This is a genomic window from Streptomyces sp. NPDC048248, from assembly GCF_043201875.1.
GTDB lineage: Bacteria > Actinomycetota > Actinomycetes > Streptomycetales > Streptomycetaceae > Streptomyces.
The window spans coordinates 308987-329628 of record NZ_JBICZL010000009.1 but is presented as its reverse complement, the minus strand read 5'-3'; the positions used below and the strand labels follow the sequence as shown (position 1 = coordinate 329628).

The following is a 20642-nucleotide window of genomic DNA, read 5'->3' as shown; positions in this document are numbered from 1 at the left end:
TCACCTCGCGGCTCGGAGGAAACCGCGTACCTCCTAGGAGGTGACGTTCCGGGTGACCGTGCCCACCACTCCACCGCCTCACGTCTGGTTGAGGTCAACCCCGGTGAGATGGGCCGTGCCGGCTCCCAGGGCGAGCGAGACCGCCTCGATGGCACTGCTGAACGACACCTCGCTCAGGACTCCGGGGGCCGCGACCTGATCGCCCGCCAGGTAGACGCCGTATCCGCGGTCCACGGCCGGGCGGTCGCACCACGTGGTGCCCGGCGGATCGACCGCCCCCGTACGACCGGTGGCCAGCGACTCGCGGCGCCAGGTGGTGCGTTCGCGCCACCCGGGGAAGCCCGCGTCCAGGAGGCGTTCGGCGCGTGCGACACCGTCGGCACGCCGCTCGTCCGGGGCGATGCCGATCTGGCCCTGGAGGAGCTGCTCGCCGCGTGGGGCCAGGCCCGGGTCCTGGGAGGTGAACCGCTCGATCCAGCCGGGGAAGTCCAGTCCCGAGAGCGCGAACGGATCGCCGCGCCTGGTCCGCACGGCGATGTCGAGCAGCACCGTCCGTGCGCCGTCCCAGTGGAGGCCGTCATCCTTCAGGAGGGTGCGGGCGGCGTCGAGGTGCGTGGCGACGATGACCGGATTCTCCTCCGGAAGTGAGTCGACATGGGAGCCGGTCTCGATGCGTACGCCGAGGCCGCGCGCGTGGCCGGCCATCCGCGCGATCAGTGCGCCCCAGCCACCGCGGAGATAGTGGGCCTCGGGCGGCAGGCTGGTGGTGCGGCGGAGCCGTTCCTGCACGAACGCGGCGGAGAGGAGGCCGGGGTCGTGGTGGAAGGTCGCTACGCCCACGTAGTTCGCCGCCGCGCGCGCGGCCGACTCGCCGACCTGGCCGCTCGCCCAGCTGAAGAAGTCCTGGTCCACGGGGGCGTTCTTGCGTCCGCGCAGCTTCAGGAGGCCGCGCGGCGGCAGCCGGTGCAGGCTGCCGTGGTGGCAGAAGCGCAGCCCGGCGAGGTCCCGCAGCGGTGGTGCGGCCAGCGGCTTGAGCAGGCCACGCCGCTTGAGCCAGGACCAGTGCGGGCCGCCGTTGTAGAGGGCGTGCGGGCCCTCGTTGGTGCGGTACGGCGCGTCGGCGGTGCGCGCGCGGCCGCCGAGGGTCCGGTGTCCCTCGTGGAGGGTGACGGTGGCGCCGGCCTCCGCGGCCGAGATGGCCGCGGTCAGGCCCGCGAAGCCGCCTCCGATCACGGTGATCTGCTGGGGCATGGGGGCTCCTTCGTGGGTCGGCCGTCGTCGGCCCTCGTCGGGCGTGTGGGGCGGCCGGTGGTCGATGGCGGGGTTGCGGGTGCGGTCGTGGACTTGGACGGATGGCTGGGGGTCGGATGTGACACAGGCTGTCGCGCGCTTCGCGGATCCGGTGTTTTCGCAGGTCGTGCGGGTGGCGGGGGATCGTGCTCGCGGTCGTGTCCGCGGCGTTGTCAGTGGTGTGGTCCACGATGGGTGGGCAGAAGCGGACCGGGCCGATGCGCGGTCCGTCGATCGGGTCCTTGGCACGTCCTGGCGCAGTGCTGGTGTGCCGAGGGCGGGACGCGAGTGGCGGGAAGGCGGTGATCGCGTGGCGGGACGCGGCAAGGAGACGGTGCGCGCGGTGCGGCGGGCCGAGGTGCGGTTGCCTGAGCTGCAACAGCACGACGGTGGCGACCTGGAGCCCGAAGGGGACTACGACGGCCTGGAGTTCGCGGAGGCCGACTGGGCGGGTCAGGCGGCGCGCGGCGCCCGCTTCATGGACTGCGCGGTGCGCCGGTGCGCGCTGGACGAGACGGTGCTGAGCCGGGCCAGGATCATCGACAGCGTGCTCAGCTGTGTGCGCGGCGTCGGGACGGACCTGTCCGAGGCGTCACTGCGCGATGTGGAGCTGACGGACGCCAGACTCGGGGGGACGCAGCTGCACGGCGCGGTGCTGGAGCGGGTCGTGGTGCGCGGCGGGAAGATCGACTTCCCCAATCTGCGCAAGGCCAAGCTGCGGGATGTGGTCTTCGAGGGGTGCGTCCTGGTCGAGGCGGACTTCGCGGGCGCGGAGCTGCAGCGGGTGACGTTCGACGACTGCACTCTTGCTCGGGTGGATTTCACGGACGTGCGGATGAAGGACGTGGATCTGCGGGGTGCCGCCGCGGTGGACATCGCGCGCGGGATCGACCGACTGTCGGGCGCGGTGATCAGCCCTGCCCAACTGCTCGATCTGGCGCCGGCGTTCGCGGCGCAGATAGGAGTCCGGGTGGAGTGAGGGGGCCGTGGGGGCGACGGCGGGCGGGGCGCGGCCGGGGCTGATCGGGCGTCCTCGGGAGTGACGGGCCAGCCGGGGGGAGACGTCGTCCAGGTCAGGGGGACGTCGTCAGATACGGGGGAAGCGGGCCTGGAGGTTCCAGATGATCGGGTTGTCGCCGAGGCCGTCGTGCATATCGGTGAGGTCGGCGATCAGGTCGTGCAGGAAGTCGCGCGCCTCCCGGCGGAGTGCCGAGTGGTTGAAGGTGAGCGGGGGCTCGTCGGTCGGCATCCAGTCGGCTTCGACGTCCACCCACCCGAAGCGGCGCTCGAAGAGCATCCGGTCACTGGATTCCGTGAAGTCCAGCTCGGCGTGGATCGAGCGGGCGGAGCGGTTGCCACGCGGGTCGGTGTCGAGCTGCTCGACGATGTCGCACAGCGCCCAGGCGAAGTCCAGGACCGGAACCCATCCCCATGCCGTGGACAGCTCGCGGTCCGACTTGGTGTCGGCGATGTAGACGTCGCCGCAGAAGAGGTCGTGACGCAGCGTGCGCACATCGGCGGTCCGGTAATCCATGTGCGAGGGATCCGGAAAGCGCCGGGAGAGGGAGTAGCCGAGGTCGATCACCTCTTGATGGTGTCACGCCGGTGGGACGGGACCTCGCCCGCGTCGGACGCGGGGGAGTGCCCACGGATCGTGGCCCGGCCGCGGCTCCGGTCAGGGCAGCAGGCGCTGCTCCTTGGCCACGGAGACCGCGCCCGAGCGGGTGTCCACCCCGAGCTTGTCGTAGATGCGGCCGAGGTGCGTCTTGACCGTCGCCTCGCTGATGAACAGCGCGCGGGCGATCTCCCGATTGCCCAGCCCCCGCGCGAGCTGGCCGAGGATGTCGCGTTCCCGGTCGGTGAGGGTGGGGCGTGGGCTGCGCATCCGGGCAAGGACACGGTGGGCGACCGGCTCGGAAAGGGCGCTGCGGCCCTGTGCCGCGGCGTGGATGGCGGAGAAGAGTTCGTCCGGGCGCTCGGCCTTGAGGAGGTATCCGGTGGCGCCGGCCTCGATGGCGCGGGTGATGTCGGCGTCGGTGTCGTAGGTGGTCAGGACGAGGACGTGGGGGGCCGAGGGAGCGGCAGGAGAACCCGCGGAGGGGGCTGTCCGCGGAGCGGTGATGCGGCGGGTCGCCTCGATGCCGTCGATGCCGGGGCCGAGTTGCAGATCCATCAGCACGACATCGGGTCGGAGCTTGGCGGCCATCGCCACGGCCTCCTCGCCGTTGCCGGCCTCCCCGACGACCTCGATGCCGGGCGCGCTGCTGAGCAGGGCGAGCAGCCCGGCGCGTACGACGGCGTGGTCGTCGCAGAGCACGACGCGGACCGGCGGGGGCGGTGACGTCGGCACGGGCCACGGGGTGCGAGAGGTGCTCATGGGGTGGGCTCCAGGGGGACTGCGGCGGACAGGACGGTGCCTTCGCCGGGTGCCGACTCGATGGTGAGGGTGCCGCCGAGCTGCCGCACCCGGGCCCGCATGGCGGGCAGACCGTGGCCTCGATCCGGTGCGGGATCGGCGGGTCGCTCCGGGCCGGCGCGGCCGGACGCGTCTGCGGGGTCGAAGCCGTGGCCGTCGTCGGCGACGTCCAGGACGACCTGGTCGCCGAGGTAGCTGAGGGTCAGGGCGACGGAGCTCGCGAAGGCGTGTTCATCGACGTTCGCCAGGGCTCCTTGGGCGACGCGCAACAGTGCCGACTGCACCCGGTCGGGCAACGGCGTGGGCGTGCCGTCGAGGTGGAAACGCACGGCGAGCGCTCCCGTGGCGTCAGGCGTCGACCGGCTTGCCCGGGCGGCCAGTTGGCGGAGGGCATCGGGCAGGGGCGTGCCGTCGGCGAGGTCCGCGGGGGCGAGGTCGTGGACGAAGCGGCGGGCTTCGGCGAGGTTGCGGGCGGTGATGTCAGTGGCCGTACGGACGTGGCCGCGAGCGGTCTCCGGGGACGTGTCCCACGTGCGGTCGGCGGCCTGCAGCAGCATCTGCTGGCTGGACAGGCCCTGGGCGAGCGTGTCGTGGATCTCCATGGACAGCCGCTGGCGCTCGGCGAGGGTGCCTTCGCGCCGTTCCGTGGCGGCCAGTTCGCGCCGCGTCCGGATCAGGTCGTCGATCAGCGCACGCTGGCGCGCGGCCTGCCGCTCCATGTGGACGAAGACGGCGGTGGCGAGCGCGGCGATCGCCGGCGGGGCAAGCAGCAGATTCGGGTCGAAGCCGGTCGACAGCCGTAGTTGGGCGGCGACCACGAACGCGGTCAGCACCCCGACGAGCAGCGACGCGGCGCCGGCGGGCAAGGTGCGCAGGCCCGTATAGAAGAGCGGCACAGCGCACCAGGCGAAACTCGGCGCCAGGAGGACCAGGACGACCCAGATCGCGACGACCGCGCCCAGCCAGATCAGCCTGCGTGGGGTGGGCCGCCGCTCGTCGTGCGTACGGGGCCCGAGCGCCGGCCCGAGGACGTAGAGCAGGGCGAGGGCGAGGCTGAGCACGATGATCCACGGGGTGCGTGGCTCGCCGGGGTGCCGGATCAGGAAACGGGCGAGCGAGGCTCCGAGCAGCAGGAAGAACGCCACGTGCATGACCGGCCCCAGGAGGCGCGCGTCCGGAGGGGGGTCCTGACCGGCGTAGCGGTCGTCGCTGCGTACGGTGGCCCGGCCGCTGCGTCGTTCGGCGTCACGGAGAACCTCCGCCGGGGAGGGGGAGGGGCGCTGCTGCGGTGTGTGCACGTGGGTCTCCTTGCCCGGGCGCTGCCGTGATCGTCACCCGGGGACGCCGCCGGAACCCGCCGGAGCGGCTGGTACGGCCGGACCCGCCGGTCCGTGCGAGCGCCGCCCTCGGGAGTACCGACCGCGGGGTGCTCGGGCACCAGGAGCCAAGGCGATAGCCGTGGCCGTGGCAATGCCGATGACCGTTGGCGCGGCCGTGGCCCTGGGTGGTCCTTGCCCGGTGGTCGTTACCCCGTAGTCGTAACCCGGCCGGGGAGCGTCCCGCATCAACCGATCGGCTGACACCCGTATCCACCATCATGCACGGCCACCCCAGCCGGTAAGTCGACCCGAGTGGCCCCACCCCGCTCCGAGGATGGATGTGGGCCGACACGGCAGGTCCGACTCGGCAGGCCGGAACCGGCGTGTCCGATCCCTCGCCGTCGTCCTCAGCCCACGACCCCGCCCCCCGCGTCACCTCAAGGAGCCCGAGATCATGAAGAAGCTTTCCCTCCGCGCCCGTGTCGTCACCGGTGCCGCCGCTGTCGCCCTGGCGGGCGCGGGCACCTTCGGCGCCGTCTCCGCGACGGCCGCACCGTCGCCGGCCGCCTCCCAGCCGGCCGCGGCCACCGCCGACGCCGGAGACAAGAACCTGACCCGGTCCACGCACCTCACCATCGACGCCGCCACCAAGGGCGCGCAGGCCGCGCTGGACGCCGCGGAGAAGGCGGGCCAGAAGGTCTCGGTCGCCGTGGTGGACCGCGACGGCAACACGCTCGTGCAGCTGCGTGGCGACGGCGCCGGCCCGCAGTCGTTCGAGTCGGCGAGCAAGAAGGCCTACACCGCCGTCGCCTGGAACGCCCCGACCTCCGAGCTGGTCAAGCGCCTCGACCAGGCGCCCACGCTCAAGGACATCCCCGGCACCCTCTTCCTGGCGGGCGGCGCCCCCGTGCAGGCCCAGGGTGCGCCGATCGCGGGCATCGGTGTGGCCGGCGCCCCGAGTGGTGCCGCCGACGAGCAGTTCGCCCAGGCGGGCGCGAAGGCGCTCGGGAAGTAACCCGTCGCGATCGTCCCGCCCCTTGCCGGGTACGAAGCGCCGAGGGCCGGCTCCCCATGGGGAGCCGGCCCTCGGCTGCGCTGAACGCGACGGAACAGGGTGTCGTCAGACGTTGACGCCGAAGTCCTGGGCGATGCCGACGAGGCCGGAGGCGTAGCCCTGGCCGACGGCGCGGAACTTCCACTCGGCGCCGTTGCGGTAGAGCTCGCCGAAGACCATGGCGGTCTCGGTCGCCGCGTCCTCGCTGAGGTCGTAGCGGGCGATCTCGGTGCCGCCGGCCTGGTTGACGATACGGATGAAGGCGTTCCGCACCTGGCCGAAGTTCTGGCTGCGGTTCTCGGCGTCGTAGATGGAGACCGGGAAGACGATCTTCTCGACGTCGGCCGGCAGGCCCGCCAGGTTGACCTTGATCTGCTCGTCGTCGCCCTCGCCCTGGCCGGTGACGTTGTCGCCGGTGTGCTCGATGGACTGGTCCGGCGTCGCCTTGTTGTTGAAGAAGACGAAGTGCTGGTCGGAGTAGACCTTGCCGCTCGGGTTGACCGCGATGGCGCTCGCGTCGAGGTCGAAGTCCGTGCCGGTGGTGGTCCGGACGTCCCAGCCGAGGCCGACCGTGACGGCGGTCAGGCCCGGTGCCTCCTTGGTGAGCGAGACGTTGCCGCCCTTGGACAGGCTTACAGCCATGGGGATGCCCTTTCCTCGTCGAATTCGTCGGGCTCCGTACTGCGGACGAAGCTACCGTCATCCACCTCAACGCCGTCAGGGGACCACGAGGTTCCAGCTGCCTTTACTTTCTTTGCCGAATCCTGATGCCGAGTCCCGCGAAATCCTCAGGTTGGCCGCCTCATCCGGTCACCCCACCGGCGGTTCCGCTCCTACCCAGCGGTGTGCCCGGGGAAAAGTGGGTGACGGGACGCCCGCGAAGGCGGGATCATGGGACGCATGTCCGGGCCCTATGTCATCCGTGGTTCGGTCGTCCTTCCAGAGGCCGAGCTCGTATGGCGTTTCTCGCGGTCCTCAGGTCCGGGCGGCCAGCACGTCAACACCAGCGACAGCCAGGTCGAACTGCGCTTCGATCTCGGCAGGACGCAGGCGCTGCCTCCTGTGTGGAAGGAGCGCGCCCTGGAGCGGCTGGACGGCCGGCTGGTCGACGGCGTGCTGTCCGTACGGGCCTCCGACCACCGCTCCCAATGGCGCAACCGCGAGACCGCGGCCGTCCGGCTGGCGGCGCTGCTGGCGCAGGCCACCGCGCCCCCGCCCAAGCCGCGCCGCAAGTCCCGCATTCCGCGCGGCATCAACGAACGACGGCTGCGGGAGAAGAAGCAGCGCGGCGACACCAAGCGCGGACGCTCCGGCCGCGACTGGACCTGAGCAACCCGTCCCGGCGCCCGGGCGCCATCGCTTCGGTCGCCACCCCGGCCGCCGTCCCCGCTCCCACGCCGATCCTGCGCGGGAGCCGGGAGCCGGGAGCCGGGAGCCGGGAGCCGGGAGCCGGGAGCCCGCCTCAGCCCAACCGTCGGTACTTCCCCCGGAAGTACGTCAGCGGCCCGTCGTCGTCCGCCAGGGCCGAGGCCGTCAGGACGCGGCCGATGACGAGGGTGTGATCGCCGGCGACGACCCGCTGTTCCGTGCGGCATTCCAAGGTGGCGAGGGCGCCGCCGATCAGCAGCGCTCCGGCCGCTTCGCCGCGTTCGTGCGCAATGCCCTCGAAGAGCAGCCGGTCGCTGATGCGGTTCTTCATCGCGAAACGTCCGGCAATGTGGCTTTGGCCTGCCGACAGCACCGAAACCGCCCAGAGCGGCTGTTGCTCCAGGAGGTCGTCCATGCGGGAGTCGTTGCGAACGCTCACCATCACCAACGGCGGTTCGAGCGATACGGACAAAAAAGCCGTCGCGGTCATGCCGACGTCCTCGCCGCGCGGCCCGTCGTCCGGGTCATGCGCGGTGATCAGTACGACCCCGGCGGCGAGTCGGGACAGGGCGGCGCGGAACTCCTCGTCACTCACCCCCACAGAATGCGGGATCGACGGGCCGCCCGGCACGGACGTGGGTGTGACCGTGGGTGCGGCGGCGGGGTCGGCGGTGGTGGGCCGGTCTGCGGCGGCGGTTTTCGTGAACACGCCATGCACGCTAACTTCGTCCCCCCACTGCGCGCATCGGGCCCGGGGACCACGTGTGTCCTAGGTCTGTCGACTGAGGGGTACGCAAGGGCGGATTTGCGTTCAGGAAGTGTAGGAGCGCTCCCACCCAGGTTCCCTGGTGGAGCACCAACCACTCCCCATCTCTTGTGACTTGAGTCACAGCCGGCGCTAATTGTTGACCCTGTGTACCGAGTGAACAGCTCACTGTGATTCAGTGAGCGTGGAATCGGACGACCAAGAATCGTGGAGTTGCTGTCGAGGTCTCAGGGAGAGCGAGCGATGGAGACCGAGTCGGAGCCATACGTCCGTCTTGCGACCCTGCGGCAGCTGCACCAAGTGGTCGCCGAGCTGAACACCGCACGCAGCCTTGCGGACACGTTGCAGACAGTCGCCGACGGCGCGATCGCCGGGCTGGGCTATGAGCTGGCCGCGGTCAATCTCGTCCGTCCCGACGGCGACCTCGTCGTGGCGGCGGTGGCCGGCAGCGCGGGCGCCGAGGCGTTGATGGCCGGGCGGGTCGGTTCCAGGTCCTCCTGGGAGCGCCGGCTGGCCATGGGGGAGCGGTGGGGCGACCTCTGCTTCATTCCGCACACCGAGGGCTGGGTGCTGGACGACGACGACGTCCCGCAGTGGCACACCGCGGGCCCCGCGCCCCGCTTCCCCGACGAGTGGCACCCCATGGATCGCCTGTTCGCGCCGATGTACGCGGCGGCCAACGGCGGTGGCGAGCTGCTCGGCGTGATCTCCGTCGACCGGCCGCGCAACGGCCGGCGCCCCGGTCCCTGGGGCCAGGAGGCGCTGCAGATGTACGCCTTCCAGGCCGCGATCGCGATCAGCAACGCCCGGCTGCGGGCGAACATGCAGCGTGCGCTGGTCCGGCTGGAGCGCGATCAGCAGGCCCTGCGCGCCAGTGAGGAAAGCTTCCGCCAGGCCTTCGAGTACGCGCCGAGCGGGATGGCGGTCGCCGAGATGGGCGGCGACCAGCACGGCCGGCTGCTGCGCACCAACGACGCGCTGTGCCGGCTGCTGGGCCGCCCGGCCTCCGCGATGCGCCGGTACTCCTTCTCCGACCTGGTGCACCCCGAGGACATCGGCACGCTGCTGCGCACCTCCGCGGAGGGCGGCCGCGCCGAGCTGCGGCTGGCCCGCCGCGACGGCACCTACGTCTGGGTCTCGCTGCGGAACTCCGTCGTCGCCGACACCACGGACGGGCCGCGTTTTCTGCTCACCCACGTCGAGGACATCGAGGAGCGCAAGCGGCATGAACTGCAGCTCGCGCACCGTGCCAGCCATGACTCGCTGACCGGCCTGCCGAACAGCGCGGAGCTGCGCTCCAGGCTCGGTGCCCGGTTGTGCTCCCGTCCGCCCAGTTCGCTGGCCGACTCCTACGCCGCCTCGGCGACCGTCTTCGCGGACCCGCGGGACCCGCACGGCTTCGGGGCGGACGGCAAGGAGCCGTTCGAGGGGGTCGACGGGTTCGAGGGCAAGGGCCCGACCCCGTACGACCACCATGTGCACACCGTCGCGCCCCCGGACGGCGCCGCGGACGACGGGTCCAAGGGGCTCGCGGTGCTCTTCTGCGACCTCGACGGCTTCAAGTCGATCAACGACAGGTTCGGGCACCACACCGGTGACGCGGTGCTGATCGAGGTCGCGCGCCGGCTGACCAGCGGCGTCCGTGACGGCGATACGGTCGCCCGGCTCGGCGGCGACGAATTCGTGGTGCTCGCGGACGGGCTGGGCACCGCCGACGCCCAGGACCTCGCCGTCCGCCTGCGGAACGCGATCATTCCGCCGATCCGGGTGGACGGCCGGGCGGTCCGCGTCGGCGCCAGCTTCGGCATCGGCTGGGCGAGCTGCGGGATGACCGCCGAGGAGGTTCTCGCGTCGGCTGACCAGCGGATGTACGTCGAGAAGCGGTCCCGTTCCAAGGCGAACCGGCGGGCGGGCTGAGGCCCCGGCCCGCTCCCGGCCGCGGATGCCCGGCCGAGCCCCGTCGGCCTGAGACTCCGGTCACCACCAGGTGCTGCGGTTCGCCCGCCGAGGTGCCGTAAGGTGCGACCCGCCGCACCCCTTTCCGCGCGCCTGTCGTCCCAGCTCATCAGCTCGCCGCGCGCGTCGCGCACCGCACCCCCGCACCACCCGTTCATCGATTTGTAGCGATCTTGTGGCTGTCCGGGCCCGGCGTGGCAATGCCCGAAAGGGGTAGGCTGCGCCGATGCGGCGCGGTGCCGCCGGGGGCCCGAAAGAGACAGTTCGCGCATCTACGTGCGAACGCGTACACACGCGTACAGATCGCTTGGGAGTGACACGGAATGACGGCCGGCAACAACGGCGCGGACACGCCGGAGAACGACGACCCGTTCGCCTATCTCTACCGCTCGGAAGGCGGCGAGGGTGGCGCGGGCCCGTCGGGCGACGGCGCGGCGGCGCGGCAGCCGGGAGTTCCACGTACGTCCTACAACCAGGTGCGTGCGGTCGGCCAGCGGCAGTACGGCGCCCCCCAGCAGGCTCCGCAGCAGGCGTACGGGCAGCAGAACGCCCACTACGCCGCGCCGGAGACGCTGCCCGGCGGTGACCGCGCGCGCAACGGGTCCGGCCCGGCGTACGGCGCCGGCCAGGAGCCCCGCCGCAACCGCAACGGCCTGCTGATCGGTGCCGTCGCGGTGGTCGCGGTGGTCTGCATAGGCATCGGCGTCGCGATGCTCACCAACGGCAAGGACAGCGCGGACGACAACGCGGGCGGCGCCGGTCCGTCGGCCGGCGAGTCGGTGGCCCCCAGCAAGGAGCCCACCAGCAAGCCCAGCGCGGGGGAACTCCCCAAGATCGACGCGGGTGGACTGCGGCTCGACGGCGGTGCGAGCACCGCGAAGGACGTCCCGGGCGCGCGCTCGTCCAGCGGCGCCTACGTCGCCGGGATGAACGCCCCCGGCGCCTCGGCCACGTGGACGGTGGATGTCGACAAGGCCGGCCAGTACAAGCTCTGGGTCGGCTACGGCGTCCCGGGCAAGGACGCGAACCTCACACTGGGCGTGAACGGCACGGCCTCGGCCCGTCCGGTGAACATGAAGAACTTCGCCGGCGCCGACGAGGGCGCCTGGGACAAGGGCTGGACCAAGACCTGGTCGTACGTGCAGCTCAACAAGGGCACGAACAGCATCAAGCTGTCCTGCGAGAGCGGCAACCAGTGCGATGTGAACCTCGACAAGGTGTGGCTGGCCGACAAGTAGGCCCCGGCGTCCGCTGACAGCGGGCGCCCGCCCCTCCCCCCCCGGCGCGGCTCGCGTCGGGGGCCGCTCATTTCGGCCCGGGAACGATCACGCCGCCGTCGGATGCTCCGTCACCGCGACGTGGGACAGCAGCTCTTCGTAGGTCGCCGTGTCGAACTCCCCTGCCGCCGGAGCCCGTACGGTCGCGGCCGAAAGGGCCACCGCGCGGGTCAGGCGCTCCGGCCAGGCAAGCCCCTCGACCAGCCCGGACAGCAGACCGGCCACGGCCGAATCGCCTGCGCCGGTCGGGTTGCCGGCGATGCGGCGCGGCGGGGCGGCCTGCCAGGCGCCGTCGGCCGTGACGACGAGCATGCCGTCGGGGCCCAGGGACGCGGCCACCGCGTGGGCGCCGCGTCGACGGGCGTCGCGGGCGGCGCGCAGCGGTTCGGTGCTGCCGGTGAGGGCGGCGAGTTCGTCTGCGTTGGGCTTGGCGAGGTCGGGGCGGGCGGCGAGGCCGCGCCGCAGCGGTTCGCCGCTGGTGTCCAGCAGGACCGGCACCCCGGCGCCGCGGGCGGCACGGGTGAGACGGGCATAGACATCGACCGGGACGCCCGGCGGGAGGCTGCCGCACAGCGCCACCGCCTGCGCGTCGCCCAGCAGTTCGCGGTAGGTGCCGAGGAAGGTGTCCCATTCGGCGGGGGTGACGACCGGGCCCGGTTCGTTGAGCTGGGTGGTGTCGCCGGAGGCCGCGTCGACGACGGCGACGGTGCGGCGGGTGGCGCCGCCCACCGGGACCAGGGCGTCGGTGACGTCGCTCTCCTGGGTGAGCAGGGCGCGCAGTGCGTCGCCGGTGCCGCCGCCGGCGAAGCCGGTGGCGATGGTGCGGTGGCCGAGCGCGGCCAGTACCCGGGCGACGTTCAGGCCCTTGCCCCCGGGCCGTTCGGTGACCTCGGTGACCCGATTGGTGGTGTGCGGTCGGAGCCCGGGGACGCGATAGGTGATGTCCAGGGCGGCGTTCAGCGTGACCGTGAGGATCATGGTTCCCCCTCCCGCGCCGTGCTCGGACGGCTTACCGGTGGACAGCAGCCGTTGGCCGGGCAGTCGTTGGCCGAGCAACCGCCGGTCGGACGGCTGCTGGTATCGCAACCGCCCTCGGCGGTGGCATGCGGACAAGTGCGCGAGCGATCATGCCATCGCCGACCGTCGTTGGCCCAGACCCGGGCCGGTCACCTTCCGATGAGCGGCCGGCCACCGGGCGGCCGGCCGCTCGCCACCGGACGTTCCCGTGCGGGCTGTCAGACGCCTGTCGGACGGACCAGCCACTCGCCCCGGCGCATGACGCCCACCAGGTCGTACGCGGCGTCGAGCACCACCAGGTCGGCGTCCTTGCCGGGCGCGAGGGAGCCGGCCCGGTCGTCGATGCCGAGCAGCCGGGCGGGGTTGGCGGAGAGCGCCTGGACGGCTTGGTCGACCGTCAGGCCGTCCACCGTGACGGCGCGTTTGAAGGCGCGGTCCAGGGTGAGCGTGGAGCCCGCGATGGAGCCCGCCGTGGGGCCTTCGCTGATCCGCGCGACGCCGTCCCTGACCTCGACCCGCATCGGGCCGAGCGGGTACATCCCGTCGGTCATGCCGGCCGCGCCCATGGCGTCGGTGATGAACGCGACGCGCTCGGCGCCGGCGTCGCGGAAGGCCATCTGCAGGATCGCGGGGTGCAGATGGGTGCCGTCGTTGATCAGCTCGACGGTGATCCGCTCGTCCTCCAGCAGGGCGGCGATCGGGCCCGGGGTCCGGTGGCCGAGGCCCGGCATCGCGTTGAAGAGGTGGGTGGCGACGGTGGCGCCCGCGTCGATGGCCTCGCGGGTGGCGTCGTAGGAGGAGTCGGTGTGGCCGATGGCGGCGATCACGCCGGCGTCGGCGAGCAGCCGTACGGAGTCAAGGCCGCCGGGCAGTTCGGGGGCGACGGTCATCATCCGGGCGGCGCCGTGGGCGGCGTCGACGAGCTTGCGGACGTCCGCCGGGTCCGGGTCGCGCAGCAGCTCCGGCTGATGGGCCCCGCAGCGGTGCGGGGAGATGAACGGGCCCTCGAAGTGGATGCCGACCAGCTCGTCCTGCTGGACGAGTTCGGCGAGCACCGCGGCCTGCCGCGCCAGTTCGGAGAGGTCGCCGGTGACGGTGGAGGCGACCATGGAGGTGGTGCCGTGCCTGCGGTGGGTGGCGGCGACCTTCAGGCATTCCTCGGGGTCGGCCGAGGAGAAGGAGCCGCCGCCCCCGCCGTGGACGTGCACGTCGACGAAGCCGGGGACGATGAGATGGCCCGTCAGGTCGACGGTGGTGCCCGCAGCGGGCGGCGCGACGTCCCCTCTTCTTCGGCTGTCCCCGCCCCGGTTGCCGCCCCGGTCGGCATCCCGGCTGCGGATGTCGGCGATGCGGCTGCCCTCGACGGTGATCCGGCCGTTGTCGGCGACGCCGGACGGCCGCGCGATCCGGGCGCCGGTCAGCACGGTGCGCCCGGCGTCCGAGGGCCGTCCCGCGGATTGTTGCTGTGCCATCAGGCGGTTACCTCCGTGGAGAGAAGATCCCAGGCGAGGAGCCCTGCGCCCAGGCACCCGGCGGCGTCCCCAAGGGCCGCCGGAACGATCGAGGGGAGCCGCTGGAACGTAACGCGCCGGCGGACCGCTTCCCGCAGAGGCTCGAAGAGCGTGTCACCCGCCTCGGCGAGTCCGCCGCCGATGATCAGCGTCCGCGGATCGAGCAGGGTGAGCCCGGTGACCAGGCCGTCCGCGAGGGCGTCCACGGCCGTCCGCCAGACGGCCAGGGCGCGCGCGTCGCCGGATGCCACGGCCTTGGCGGCGTCCGCGGCGCCGGCCTGCGGATCGCCGCACGCGGCGGCCCAGTCGCGGCCGACCGCGGCGGCCGAGGCCAGCGTCTCCAGGCAGCCGCGCTGACCACAGCCGCACTCGCGCCCGCCGGGGCGTACGACGATGTGGCCGATCTCGCCCGCGCTGCCGTGGGCGCCGGCCTCGATGCGTCCGCCGATGCCGATGGCGCCGGCGATACCGGTGCCCAGGGGCACGAAGAGGAAGCGGTCGGCGTCCTTGCCGGCGCCGATCCGTCCTTCGGCCAGGCCGCCGGTGCGGACGTCGTGGCCGAGGGCGATGGGGATGCCGCCGAGGCGCTCGGAGAGCAGGGCCCGCATCGGGACGTCCCGCCAGCCGAGGTTGGCGGCGTAGACGGCGATGCCGCCGGCCTCGTCGACGATGCCGGGCACGGCGACCCCCGCGGCCACGGCGGGGGCGCCGAAGCGTCCGGCGCCGACGTCGCGGAGCTCGGCGGCGAAGCCGAGGACGCTCTCCACGACTTCCTCCGGGCCGCGCTCGCGGCCGGTGGGCCGCCGTGCCTCGTGGAGCAGCCTGCCGTCCGCCCCGACGAGGGCGGCTTTCATCCCGGTGCCGCCCACATCAAGGGCGATGACGTGTCTCACGGGAACAGTTTCGCGCGATCCGACATGAAAGGTCTAGTCCACTCACCGTACGTTCTGGTTTCTGTGCACGGTATGACCGCCGGCGCCTGTCCGTGCGGCGCCGAGAGGGACCGGCCTGCCCGGGGAAGGGCGCCGGTGAGAAGAAAAGATGAGTGGTGTAGACCTTGTGTCGGAACGCGGGAGACACTCGCTGTTCATGCCGGCCGAGGGCGATCCCCGAGGCCGCGGGGGCATTCCCGTTCAGCACGGAATTTCAGGACAAAGGGCGGTAGTAGCAGTGCAGCGGCGGTATGTGAGCCTGGCGGCGGCGGGGATAGCCACCGCCATGACACTGACTCTCACCGGCTGCGGCAGCTCCGGTGACGACGGCGACGTCACCCTCAAGCTCGTCGCGGCGGACTACGGCGACAGGCGGTCCAACGGCTCCCAGCACTACTGGGACCGGCTCGGCCGCGCCTTCGAGAAGAAGAATCCCGGCATCAAGATCGATGTCGAGGTCCATCCCTGGACGGACGTCGACAAGAAGGTCGCCGACATGGTCGAGGCGGGCAACGCCCCGGACCTCGCGCAGATCGGCGCGTACGCCGACTACGCCGCCGACCACAAGCTCTACAGCGCCGACGAGCTGCTCTCCATCCCCACTCAGGCCGACTTCACCCCCTCCCTCGCGGAGGCCGGCGAATACGAGCGCATCCAGTACGGCATGCCCTTCGGCGCGAGCACCCGGCGGCTGTTCTACAACAAGAGGCTCTTCGCCGAGGCCGGCATCACCGCTCCGCCCAAGAGCTGGGACGACATCGCCCACGACGCCGAGCTGCTGAAGGCGCACGGCGTGAAGATGCCGTTCGCGCTGCCGCTCGGCCCGGAGGAGACACAGGCCGAGACGCTGATGTGGATGCTCAGCGGGGGCGGCGGCTACACCGACAGCATCGGCAAGTACACGATCGACTCGCCGGAGAACATCAAGACCTTCCAGTGGCTCCAGAAGGACCTCGTCGGCAAGGGGCTCACCGGCACCGACCCCGCCGAACTCAACCGCGCCGACGCCTTCCAGGGCTTCGCCGACGGCGAGGTCGGCATGCTCAACGGCCACCCCACGCTGATGAAGCAGGCAGCAGCCAAGGGCGTCGACTACGGCACCGTCGAACTGCCCGGCATCAACGGCAAGGCCAAGGCCACCATGGGCGTCGCCGACTGGATGATGGCGTTCAAGCAGAACGGCCACCGCCGGCAGATCGGCAAGTTCCTGGACTTCGTCTACAGCGAGAAGAACGTCCTGAGGTTCTCCGGAGACTACGGCCTGCTGCCGGTCACCCAGTCGGCGTCGCAGGCCATGCTCGCCGACCGCCGGTACGCCAAGCTGCACGGCTTCCTCGAGCAGCTCGGCGACGCCGAGTTCTACCCGGCCGACAAGACCTCCTGGCCGCTGGTCTCCAAGACCATCAAGGCCAAGGTGGCAGGTGCGGTCGGCCCCAGGGGCAACCCGGAAGGTGTCCTCACCGACATCCAGAACACCGCGGACACCGCGGACAACACCGCCGAGTGACGGTCGCGACGGCCCACCGGGAGCTGTCGGACGGTGGGCTTATCGTGGAATCGTGATGACGAGCGGACCGGGCGGCGCGGGGCGTGGCGCCGGCGGAGAGGCCGAGGCGGGCGGGAGCGCAGCCGGGGCGGACGCCGCTGCCGTCGACGGGCCCGGCATAACTCCCCTCTCCGCGCAGGACGAGGCGGTCCTCGCGGTCGAGCGCCGCTCCTGGCCGGGCCCCGGCGCCAAGGAGCGCGTCGTACGCGAGCGCCTCGGCATCTCCCCGACCCGCTACTACCAGCTGCTGAACGCCCTGTTGGACGACCCGCGCGCCCTCGCGCACGACCCGGTCACCATCAACCGGCTGCGCCGGGTACGGGACGCCCGCCGCGCCCGCCGCTGACCGCCGCCCGCCGCCCGGATGCCCCCGTGCACCCGGCGTGCGCCGGTGGTCCGCCGGTAGGGTCGTCGGCATGGGCAGCCTCTCGAACGACGCGCCACAGTCCTCACCGACGCCGCACTCCGTGCCGACGCCGGCCACCGCAGCGGGCCGTGAAGGCATCGCCGCGCTGCTGGCCCGGCCCGAACGCGCCGCCATCGCTCTCGACTTCGACGGCACCCTCGCCGACATCGTCCCCGACCCCGAGAAGGCCCGCGCCCACCCCGGCGCCACCGCCGTCCTCGGCCGGCTGGTGCCCCGGCTGCGCGCCGCCGCGGTGATCACCGGCCGCCCGGCCGGCGTCGCGGTCCGCCTCGGCGGCGTCGCGCACGCCCCCGGCCTGGAACACCTCGTCGTCCTCGGCCACTACGGCGCGGAGCGCTGGGAGGCCGCCTCCGGCGCCGTCCAGGCCCCGCCCCCGCACCCCGGCGTCGCCGCCGTACAGGCCGAACTCCCCGCCGTCCTGGAGGGCACCGGCGTCTGGCACGGCCCCTGGGTCGAGACCGCCGTCGAGCTCAAGGGTGGCCGGGCCCTCGCCGTCCACACCCGCCGCGCCGCGGACCCGCAGGCCGTCCTCGACCGGCTGCGCGGCCCACTGACCACGCTCGCCGAACGCCACGGCCTGATCGTGGAGCCCGGCCGACTGGTCCTGGAACTACGGCCGCCGGGCATGGACAAGGGCGTCGCGCTCGCCGACTGGGTCCGCGAGACGGGTGCAAAGACAGTTGTGTACGCCGGTGACGACCTCGGCGACCTGGCCGCCTTCGCCGCAGTGGAGAAGCTGCGCGCCGAGGGCCTCACGGGCGTGCTGGTGTGCAGCGGCAACAACGAGGTCACCGAGTTGGCCGAGCGCGCCGATCTGGTCGTGGACGGCCCGGCCGGTGTCGTCGAGCTGCTCGACGCGCTGGCGCACCGGCTGGCCGCCGGCTGAGCGCGCGGGCGCACCCGCCAGGGCAGCCCCGCGCGCCCTACGCCTGGAGCGCCCGCAGCTGGTCGAGGAACCACCGGGCCGGCGGCAGCGCCGTGGCCGCAGCGGCAAGCCGCCGGGTGCGCTCGGCCCGCTCCTCGCCGTCCATCGACAGTGCCGTGTGCAGCGCCTCCGCGGTGGCGTTGACGTCGTACGGATTGACGGTCAGCGCGTCCTCGCCCAGCTCGGCGTGGGCTCCCGCCTCCCGCGAAAGCACCAGGGCGCAGCCCCCGTCGGAGACCACCGGGATCTCCTTGGCGACCAGGTTCATACCGTCCCGGATCGGGTTGACGAGGGCGACGTCCGCCAGCCGGTAGGCGGCGAGCGAGCGCGCGAAGTCGTCCTTGACGTGCAGCACGACCGGCTGCCAGCCGGCCGTGCCGAACTCGTCGTTGATCTCCTCGGCCAGCCGGCCCACCTGGTCGGTGTAGTCGCGGTAGACGGCCAGATCCTGGCGCGAGGGATAGGCGAAGGCGACGTGCACGACCCGCTCGCGCCACTCGGGCCGGTCGGTCAGCAGCCGGCGAAAGGCGAGCAGCCCGCGCACGATGTTCTTGGACAGCTCGGTGCGGTCGACCCGGACGACGGTCTTTCGCTCCACCCCGCCGATCTGCCCGCGCAGCGCCGTCAGTCGTTCCTCGACGTCGGGGCGGTGCGCCCGCTCGCGCAGGAACTCCGCGTCCGCGCCGAGGCCGTACACGCCGATCGAGGTCTTGCGCGGCTTGCCTCCCGCGGGGGCCGTCAGGAGGTAAGGCGCCTCGTCGCCGGGGTGGCGCGCCTGGCAGTCCGCGCCGAGCGCCGTCTCGCAGCAGCCGATGAAGGCCCGCGCCCACCGCTCGGTCAGGAAGTTCGCGTGGTCCGCGCCGAGGATGCCCGCGGCCAGCTGCCGCTGGATGTCGTCGGGCAGCATCGCGAAGTACTCCGCCGGGGCCCACGGTGTGTGCGAGAAGTGGGCGATGCGCAGGTCGGGGCGGCGGTCGCGGAGCAGGCCGGGCACCAGCGCCAGGTGGTAGTCCTGGACGAGGACGGCCGCGCCGGGTGCCGCCTGCTCGGCCAGCGCGTCGGCGAAGGCGGCGTTGTAGGCCACGTAGGACGCCCACTGCGCACGGAAGGCCGAATCGAAGGCGGGCTCCAGCGGCGTCTGGTAGAGCATGTGGTGGACGAACCACAGGACGGAGTTCGCGATGCCGTTGTAGGCGTCGGCGTACACCTCCGCCGGGATGTCCAGCATCCGGACGCGCTGTCCGCCGGTGTCCTCCGCGGACAGCAGCCCGCCGGTGCGCCGCACCGCCTCCCGGTCGCCCTCGCCGAGCGCGGCGCACACCCACACCGCGTCGGTGTCCGGGCCGATGGCCGACAGGCCCGAGACGAGCCCGCCGCCGCCGCGCTTGGCGCTCAGCGCGCCGTCCTCCCCCAGGGTGTAGGAGACCGGACCGCGATTGGACGCGACGAGAACCTCGGCACCACTGCGCTCGGAGACCATGCCGCGAGACTAACCCGCGACAGATCCGCTCAAACGTACGGAGTCGGTCAGGCCGCCCGCCGCTCGGCGTATTCGGGGACATCGGCCATCGGAGGCCGCTCCTCGGTGTCCACGTCCGTCGTGCGCGGCACGAATCCCTCCTGGCCGCGATCGAACTGCGTCAGCCGTGGCCGGATCAAGTGGCCGCGGGTGAGGCGCAGTTGGGCGGTTCGGTAGATCGCCGCCGCCATCCTCCCGAGAGCCTGGCCGTCCTGATGGCGGTGCTTGCGGACGCCCACGTCGACCTGCGCCAGGGCGTCCAGGCCGACGGTGTGCAGGGCGTCGACGAGCAGGCCCAGCTCGACGCCGTAGCCGACCGGGAACGGCAGCCGCTCCAGCAGCGAGCGTCGGGCCGCGTACTCACCGCCCAGTGGCTGGACGAAGCCCGCCAGCTGCGGCCAGTGCAGGTTCAGCAGCGGGCGGGCCACCAGCTCGGTGACCCGGCCGCCCTGACCGGCGCCCGAGCCGTCCACGCCGGTCTCCAGCGGCCGGTCGTACATCGCCTTCACGAACTGGATGTCCGGATCCGTCAGCAGCGGGCCGACGATCCCGGAGACGAACGACGGCGAGAACTCGCGCAGGTCGGCGTCGACGAAGCAGACGATGTCGCCGCTGGTGGCGAGCAGCGAGCGCCACAGCACCTCGCCCTTGCCGGGCAGCGCGGGCAGCCGCGGCAGGACGCTGTCGCGGTGCACCACCCTCGCCCCGGCCGCCGCCGCGACCTCGGCCGTACGGTCGGTGGATCCGGAGTCGAGCACCACCAGCTCGTCGACCAGCGGCACCGCCTCGGTCATCAGCTCGCCGCGGATCGCCGCGACGATCGTGCCGACCGTCGCCTCCTCGTCGAGTGCGGGCAGTACGACGCTGACCTTCCGGCCCGTCTGCCGCTTGGCCTCCAGGAGCCGGCCGAGCGGCCGGTCGGCAGCGGACCAGGAGCGGCTGCTCAGCCAGCGCTCCACTTCTTCCAGCACGTCTACGATCTCCTCGGTGGCCGTCGAACGACGACCGTGTGATCCATCTCGCGGTTCGGACGACTATCTCAACCCTCACTGCCTTCGGTTACAGTCTTGAACAACGCGGATCACCGTCGTATGTCGGGGGTGCCGCGGAACAAACGCCTGGGTTTCGGCCCAGCGCCATACCGCTCATCCAGAGGGGCAGAGGGAAACGGCCCGTTGAAGCCCCGGCAACCCTCCAGCCGGTCTTGCCGCCAGGACGCTGATGTCCCGCGCGCGTGAGGCTCCCGGCTAGGGAAGGTGCCAAATCCGTCTCGTGGCGAGATGCGCCGCGAGGAAGATGAGGAGAAAGGGCCTCGCCTC

At 72.4% G+C, this 20642-nt stretch carries 19 protein-coding genes and 1 riboswitch; of the genes, 8 read left to right on the top strand and 11 right to left on the bottom strand.

Features of this window, described 5'->3' with window-relative positions; all coding sequences use genetic code 11:
* Positions 1-78: 78 nt before the first annotated feature.
* Positions 79-1251: an FAD-dependent oxidoreductase gene (locus ACGFZW_RS21645; protein WP_393894788.1), complete on the bottom strand. Its 1173-nt coding sequence runs from the start codon at positions 1249-1251 to the stop codon at positions 79-81.
* A 373-nt stretch (positions 1252-1624) separates the two neighbouring features.
* On the opposite strand from ACGFZW_RS21645, the gene ACGFZW_RS21640 reads away from it, so the two are divergent.
* Entirely contained in the window at positions 1625-2269 is a 645-nt protein-coding gene (locus ACGFZW_RS21640) for a pentapeptide repeat-containing protein (RefSeq protein WP_393894913.1), read from the top strand.
* A 108-nt stretch (positions 2270-2377) separates the two neighbouring features.
* Here ACGFZW_RS21640 and ACGFZW_RS21635 read toward each other — a convergent pair whose 3' ends face one another.
* The 3 genes from ACGFZW_RS21635 to ACGFZW_RS21625 form a co-directional block, all read right to left on the bottom strand.
* Positions 2378-2875, bottom strand: a complete 498-nt coding sequence (locus tag ACGFZW_RS21635; protein WP_393894787.1) for a hypothetical protein — start codon at positions 2873-2875, stop codon at positions 2378-2380.
* 90 nt (positions 2876-2965) lie between these two features.
* The gene (locus ACGFZW_RS21630) at positions 2966-3667 is read right to left on the bottom strand and encodes a response regulator (RefSeq protein ID WP_393894786.1); all 702 of its coding nucleotides are present in this window, start codon (positions 3665-3667) and stop codon (positions 2966-2968) included.
* Positions 3664-4857, bottom strand: coding sequence for a histidine kinase (locus tag ACGFZW_RS21625; RefSeq protein WP_393894912.1), 1194 nt, complete (start codon positions 4855-4857; stop codon positions 3664-3666). Before ACGFZW_RS21625 ends, ACGFZW_RS21630 begins: the two co-directional genes overlap by 4 nt.
* A 622-nt stretch (positions 4858-5479) precedes the next feature.
* Between ACGFZW_RS21625 and ACGFZW_RS21620 the strand changes: the two genes are divergently transcribed.
* On the top strand, positions 5480-6040 hold the full coding sequence (locus ACGFZW_RS21620) for a heme-binding protein (protein ID WP_393894785.1): 561 nt from the start codon (positions 5480-5482) through the stop codon (positions 6038-6040).
* 105 nt (positions 6041-6145) lie between these two features.
* On the opposite strand, the gene ACGFZW_RS21615 is transcribed toward ACGFZW_RS21620, so the two are convergent.
* A complete protein-coding gene (locus ACGFZW_RS21615) occupies positions 6146-6721 on the bottom strand; it encodes a TerD family protein (RefSeq protein ID WP_393894784.1) in 576 nt (191 codons plus the stop codon).
* A gap of 258 nt (positions 6722-6979) precedes the next feature.
* Between ACGFZW_RS21615 and arfB the strand changes: the two genes are divergently transcribed.
* Positions 6980-7408 carry an alternative ribosome rescue aminoacyl-tRNA hydrolase ArfB gene (gene arfB, locus ACGFZW_RS21610; protein WP_393894783.1) on the top strand — a complete coding sequence of 143 codons (429 nt, stop codon included), beginning with the start codon at positions 6980-6982 and terminating at the stop codon, positions 7406-7408.
* A gap of 133 nt (positions 7409-7541) precedes the next feature.
* Here the strand turns inward: arfB and ACGFZW_RS21605 are convergent, their stop codons facing one another.
* On the bottom strand, positions 7542-8156 hold the full coding sequence (locus ACGFZW_RS21605; RefSeq protein ID WP_393894782.1) for a flavin reductase family protein: 615 nt from the start codon (positions 8154-8156) through the stop codon (positions 7542-7544).
* A 300-nt stretch (positions 8157-8456) separates the two neighbouring features.
* Between ACGFZW_RS21605 and cdgB the strand changes: the two genes are divergently transcribed.
* Both cdgB and ACGFZW_RS21595 read left to right on the top strand, forming a co-directional pair.
* The gene (cdgB, locus tag ACGFZW_RS21600) at positions 8457-10130 is read left to right on the top strand and encodes a diguanylate cyclase CdgB (protein WP_393894781.1); all 1674 of its coding nucleotides are present in this window, start codon (positions 8457-8459) and stop codon (positions 10128-10130) included.
* A gap of 362 nt (positions 10131-10492) precedes the next feature.
* Positions 10493-11407, top strand: a complete 915-nt coding sequence (locus tag ACGFZW_RS21595) for a CBM35 domain-containing protein (RefSeq protein ID WP_393894780.1) — start codon at positions 10493-10495, stop codon at positions 11405-11407.
* An 87-nt stretch (positions 11408-11494) separates the two neighbouring features.
* On the opposite strand, the gene ACGFZW_RS21590 is transcribed toward ACGFZW_RS21595, so the two are convergent.
* From ACGFZW_RS21590 to ACGFZW_RS21580, 3 genes are all read right to left on the bottom strand, one after another.
* Positions 11495-12424, bottom strand: coding sequence for a 1-phosphofructokinase family hexose kinase (locus ACGFZW_RS21590; protein ID WP_393894779.1), 930 nt, complete (start codon positions 12422-12424; stop codon positions 11495-11497).
* 257 nt (positions 12425-12681) lie between these two features.
* Entirely contained in the window at positions 12682-13935 is a 1254-nt protein-coding gene (gene nagA, locus ACGFZW_RS21585; protein WP_393894778.1) for an N-acetylglucosamine-6-phosphate deacetylase, read from the bottom strand.
* On the bottom strand, positions 13935-14867 hold the full coding sequence (locus tag ACGFZW_RS21580; RefSeq protein ID WP_393894777.1) for an ROK family protein: 933 nt from the start codon (positions 14865-14867) through the stop codon (positions 13935-13937). Before ACGFZW_RS21580 ends, nagA begins: the two co-directional genes overlap by 1 nt.
* A 277-nt stretch (positions 14868-15144) precedes the next feature.
* Between ACGFZW_RS21580 and ACGFZW_RS21575 the strand changes: the two genes are divergently transcribed.
* The 3 genes from ACGFZW_RS21575 (at position 15145) to otsB (ending at position 17765) form a co-directional block, all read left to right on the top strand.
* On the top strand, positions 15145-16413 hold the full coding sequence (locus tag ACGFZW_RS21575; RefSeq protein WP_393894776.1) for an extracellular solute-binding protein: 1269 nt from the start codon (positions 15145-15147) through the stop codon (positions 16411-16413).
* A 55-nt stretch (positions 16414-16468) separates the two neighbouring features.
* Complete coding sequence (locus ACGFZW_RS21570; RefSeq protein WP_393894911.1) at positions 16469-16798, top strand: DUF3263 domain-containing protein; 330 nt, start codon at positions 16469-16471, stop codon at positions 16796-16798.
* A gap of 70 nt (positions 16799-16868) precedes the next feature.
* Entirely contained in the window at positions 16869-17765 is an 897-nt protein-coding gene (gene otsB, locus ACGFZW_RS21565) for a trehalose-phosphatase (protein WP_393894775.1), read from the top strand.
* 37 nt (positions 17766-17802) lie between these two features.
* Here otsB and ACGFZW_RS21560 read toward each other — a convergent pair whose 3' ends face one another.
* On the bottom strand, positions 17803-19284 hold the full coding sequence (locus ACGFZW_RS21560; protein WP_393894774.1) for a trehalose-6-phosphate synthase: 1482 nt from the start codon (positions 19282-19284) through the stop codon (positions 17803-17805).
* Positions 19285-19331: 47 nt separating this feature from the next.
* The gene (locus tag ACGFZW_RS21555; RefSeq protein ID WP_393894773.1) at positions 19332-20294 is read right to left on the bottom strand and encodes a glucosyl-3-phosphoglycerate synthase; all 963 of its coding nucleotides are present in this window, start codon (positions 20292-20294) and stop codon (positions 19332-19334) included.
* Between the two features lie 171 nt (positions 20295-20465).
* Positions 20466-20626, top strand: a riboswitch (SAM riboswitch).
* The last annotated feature ends 16 nt before the right edge of the window (positions 20627-20642 follow it).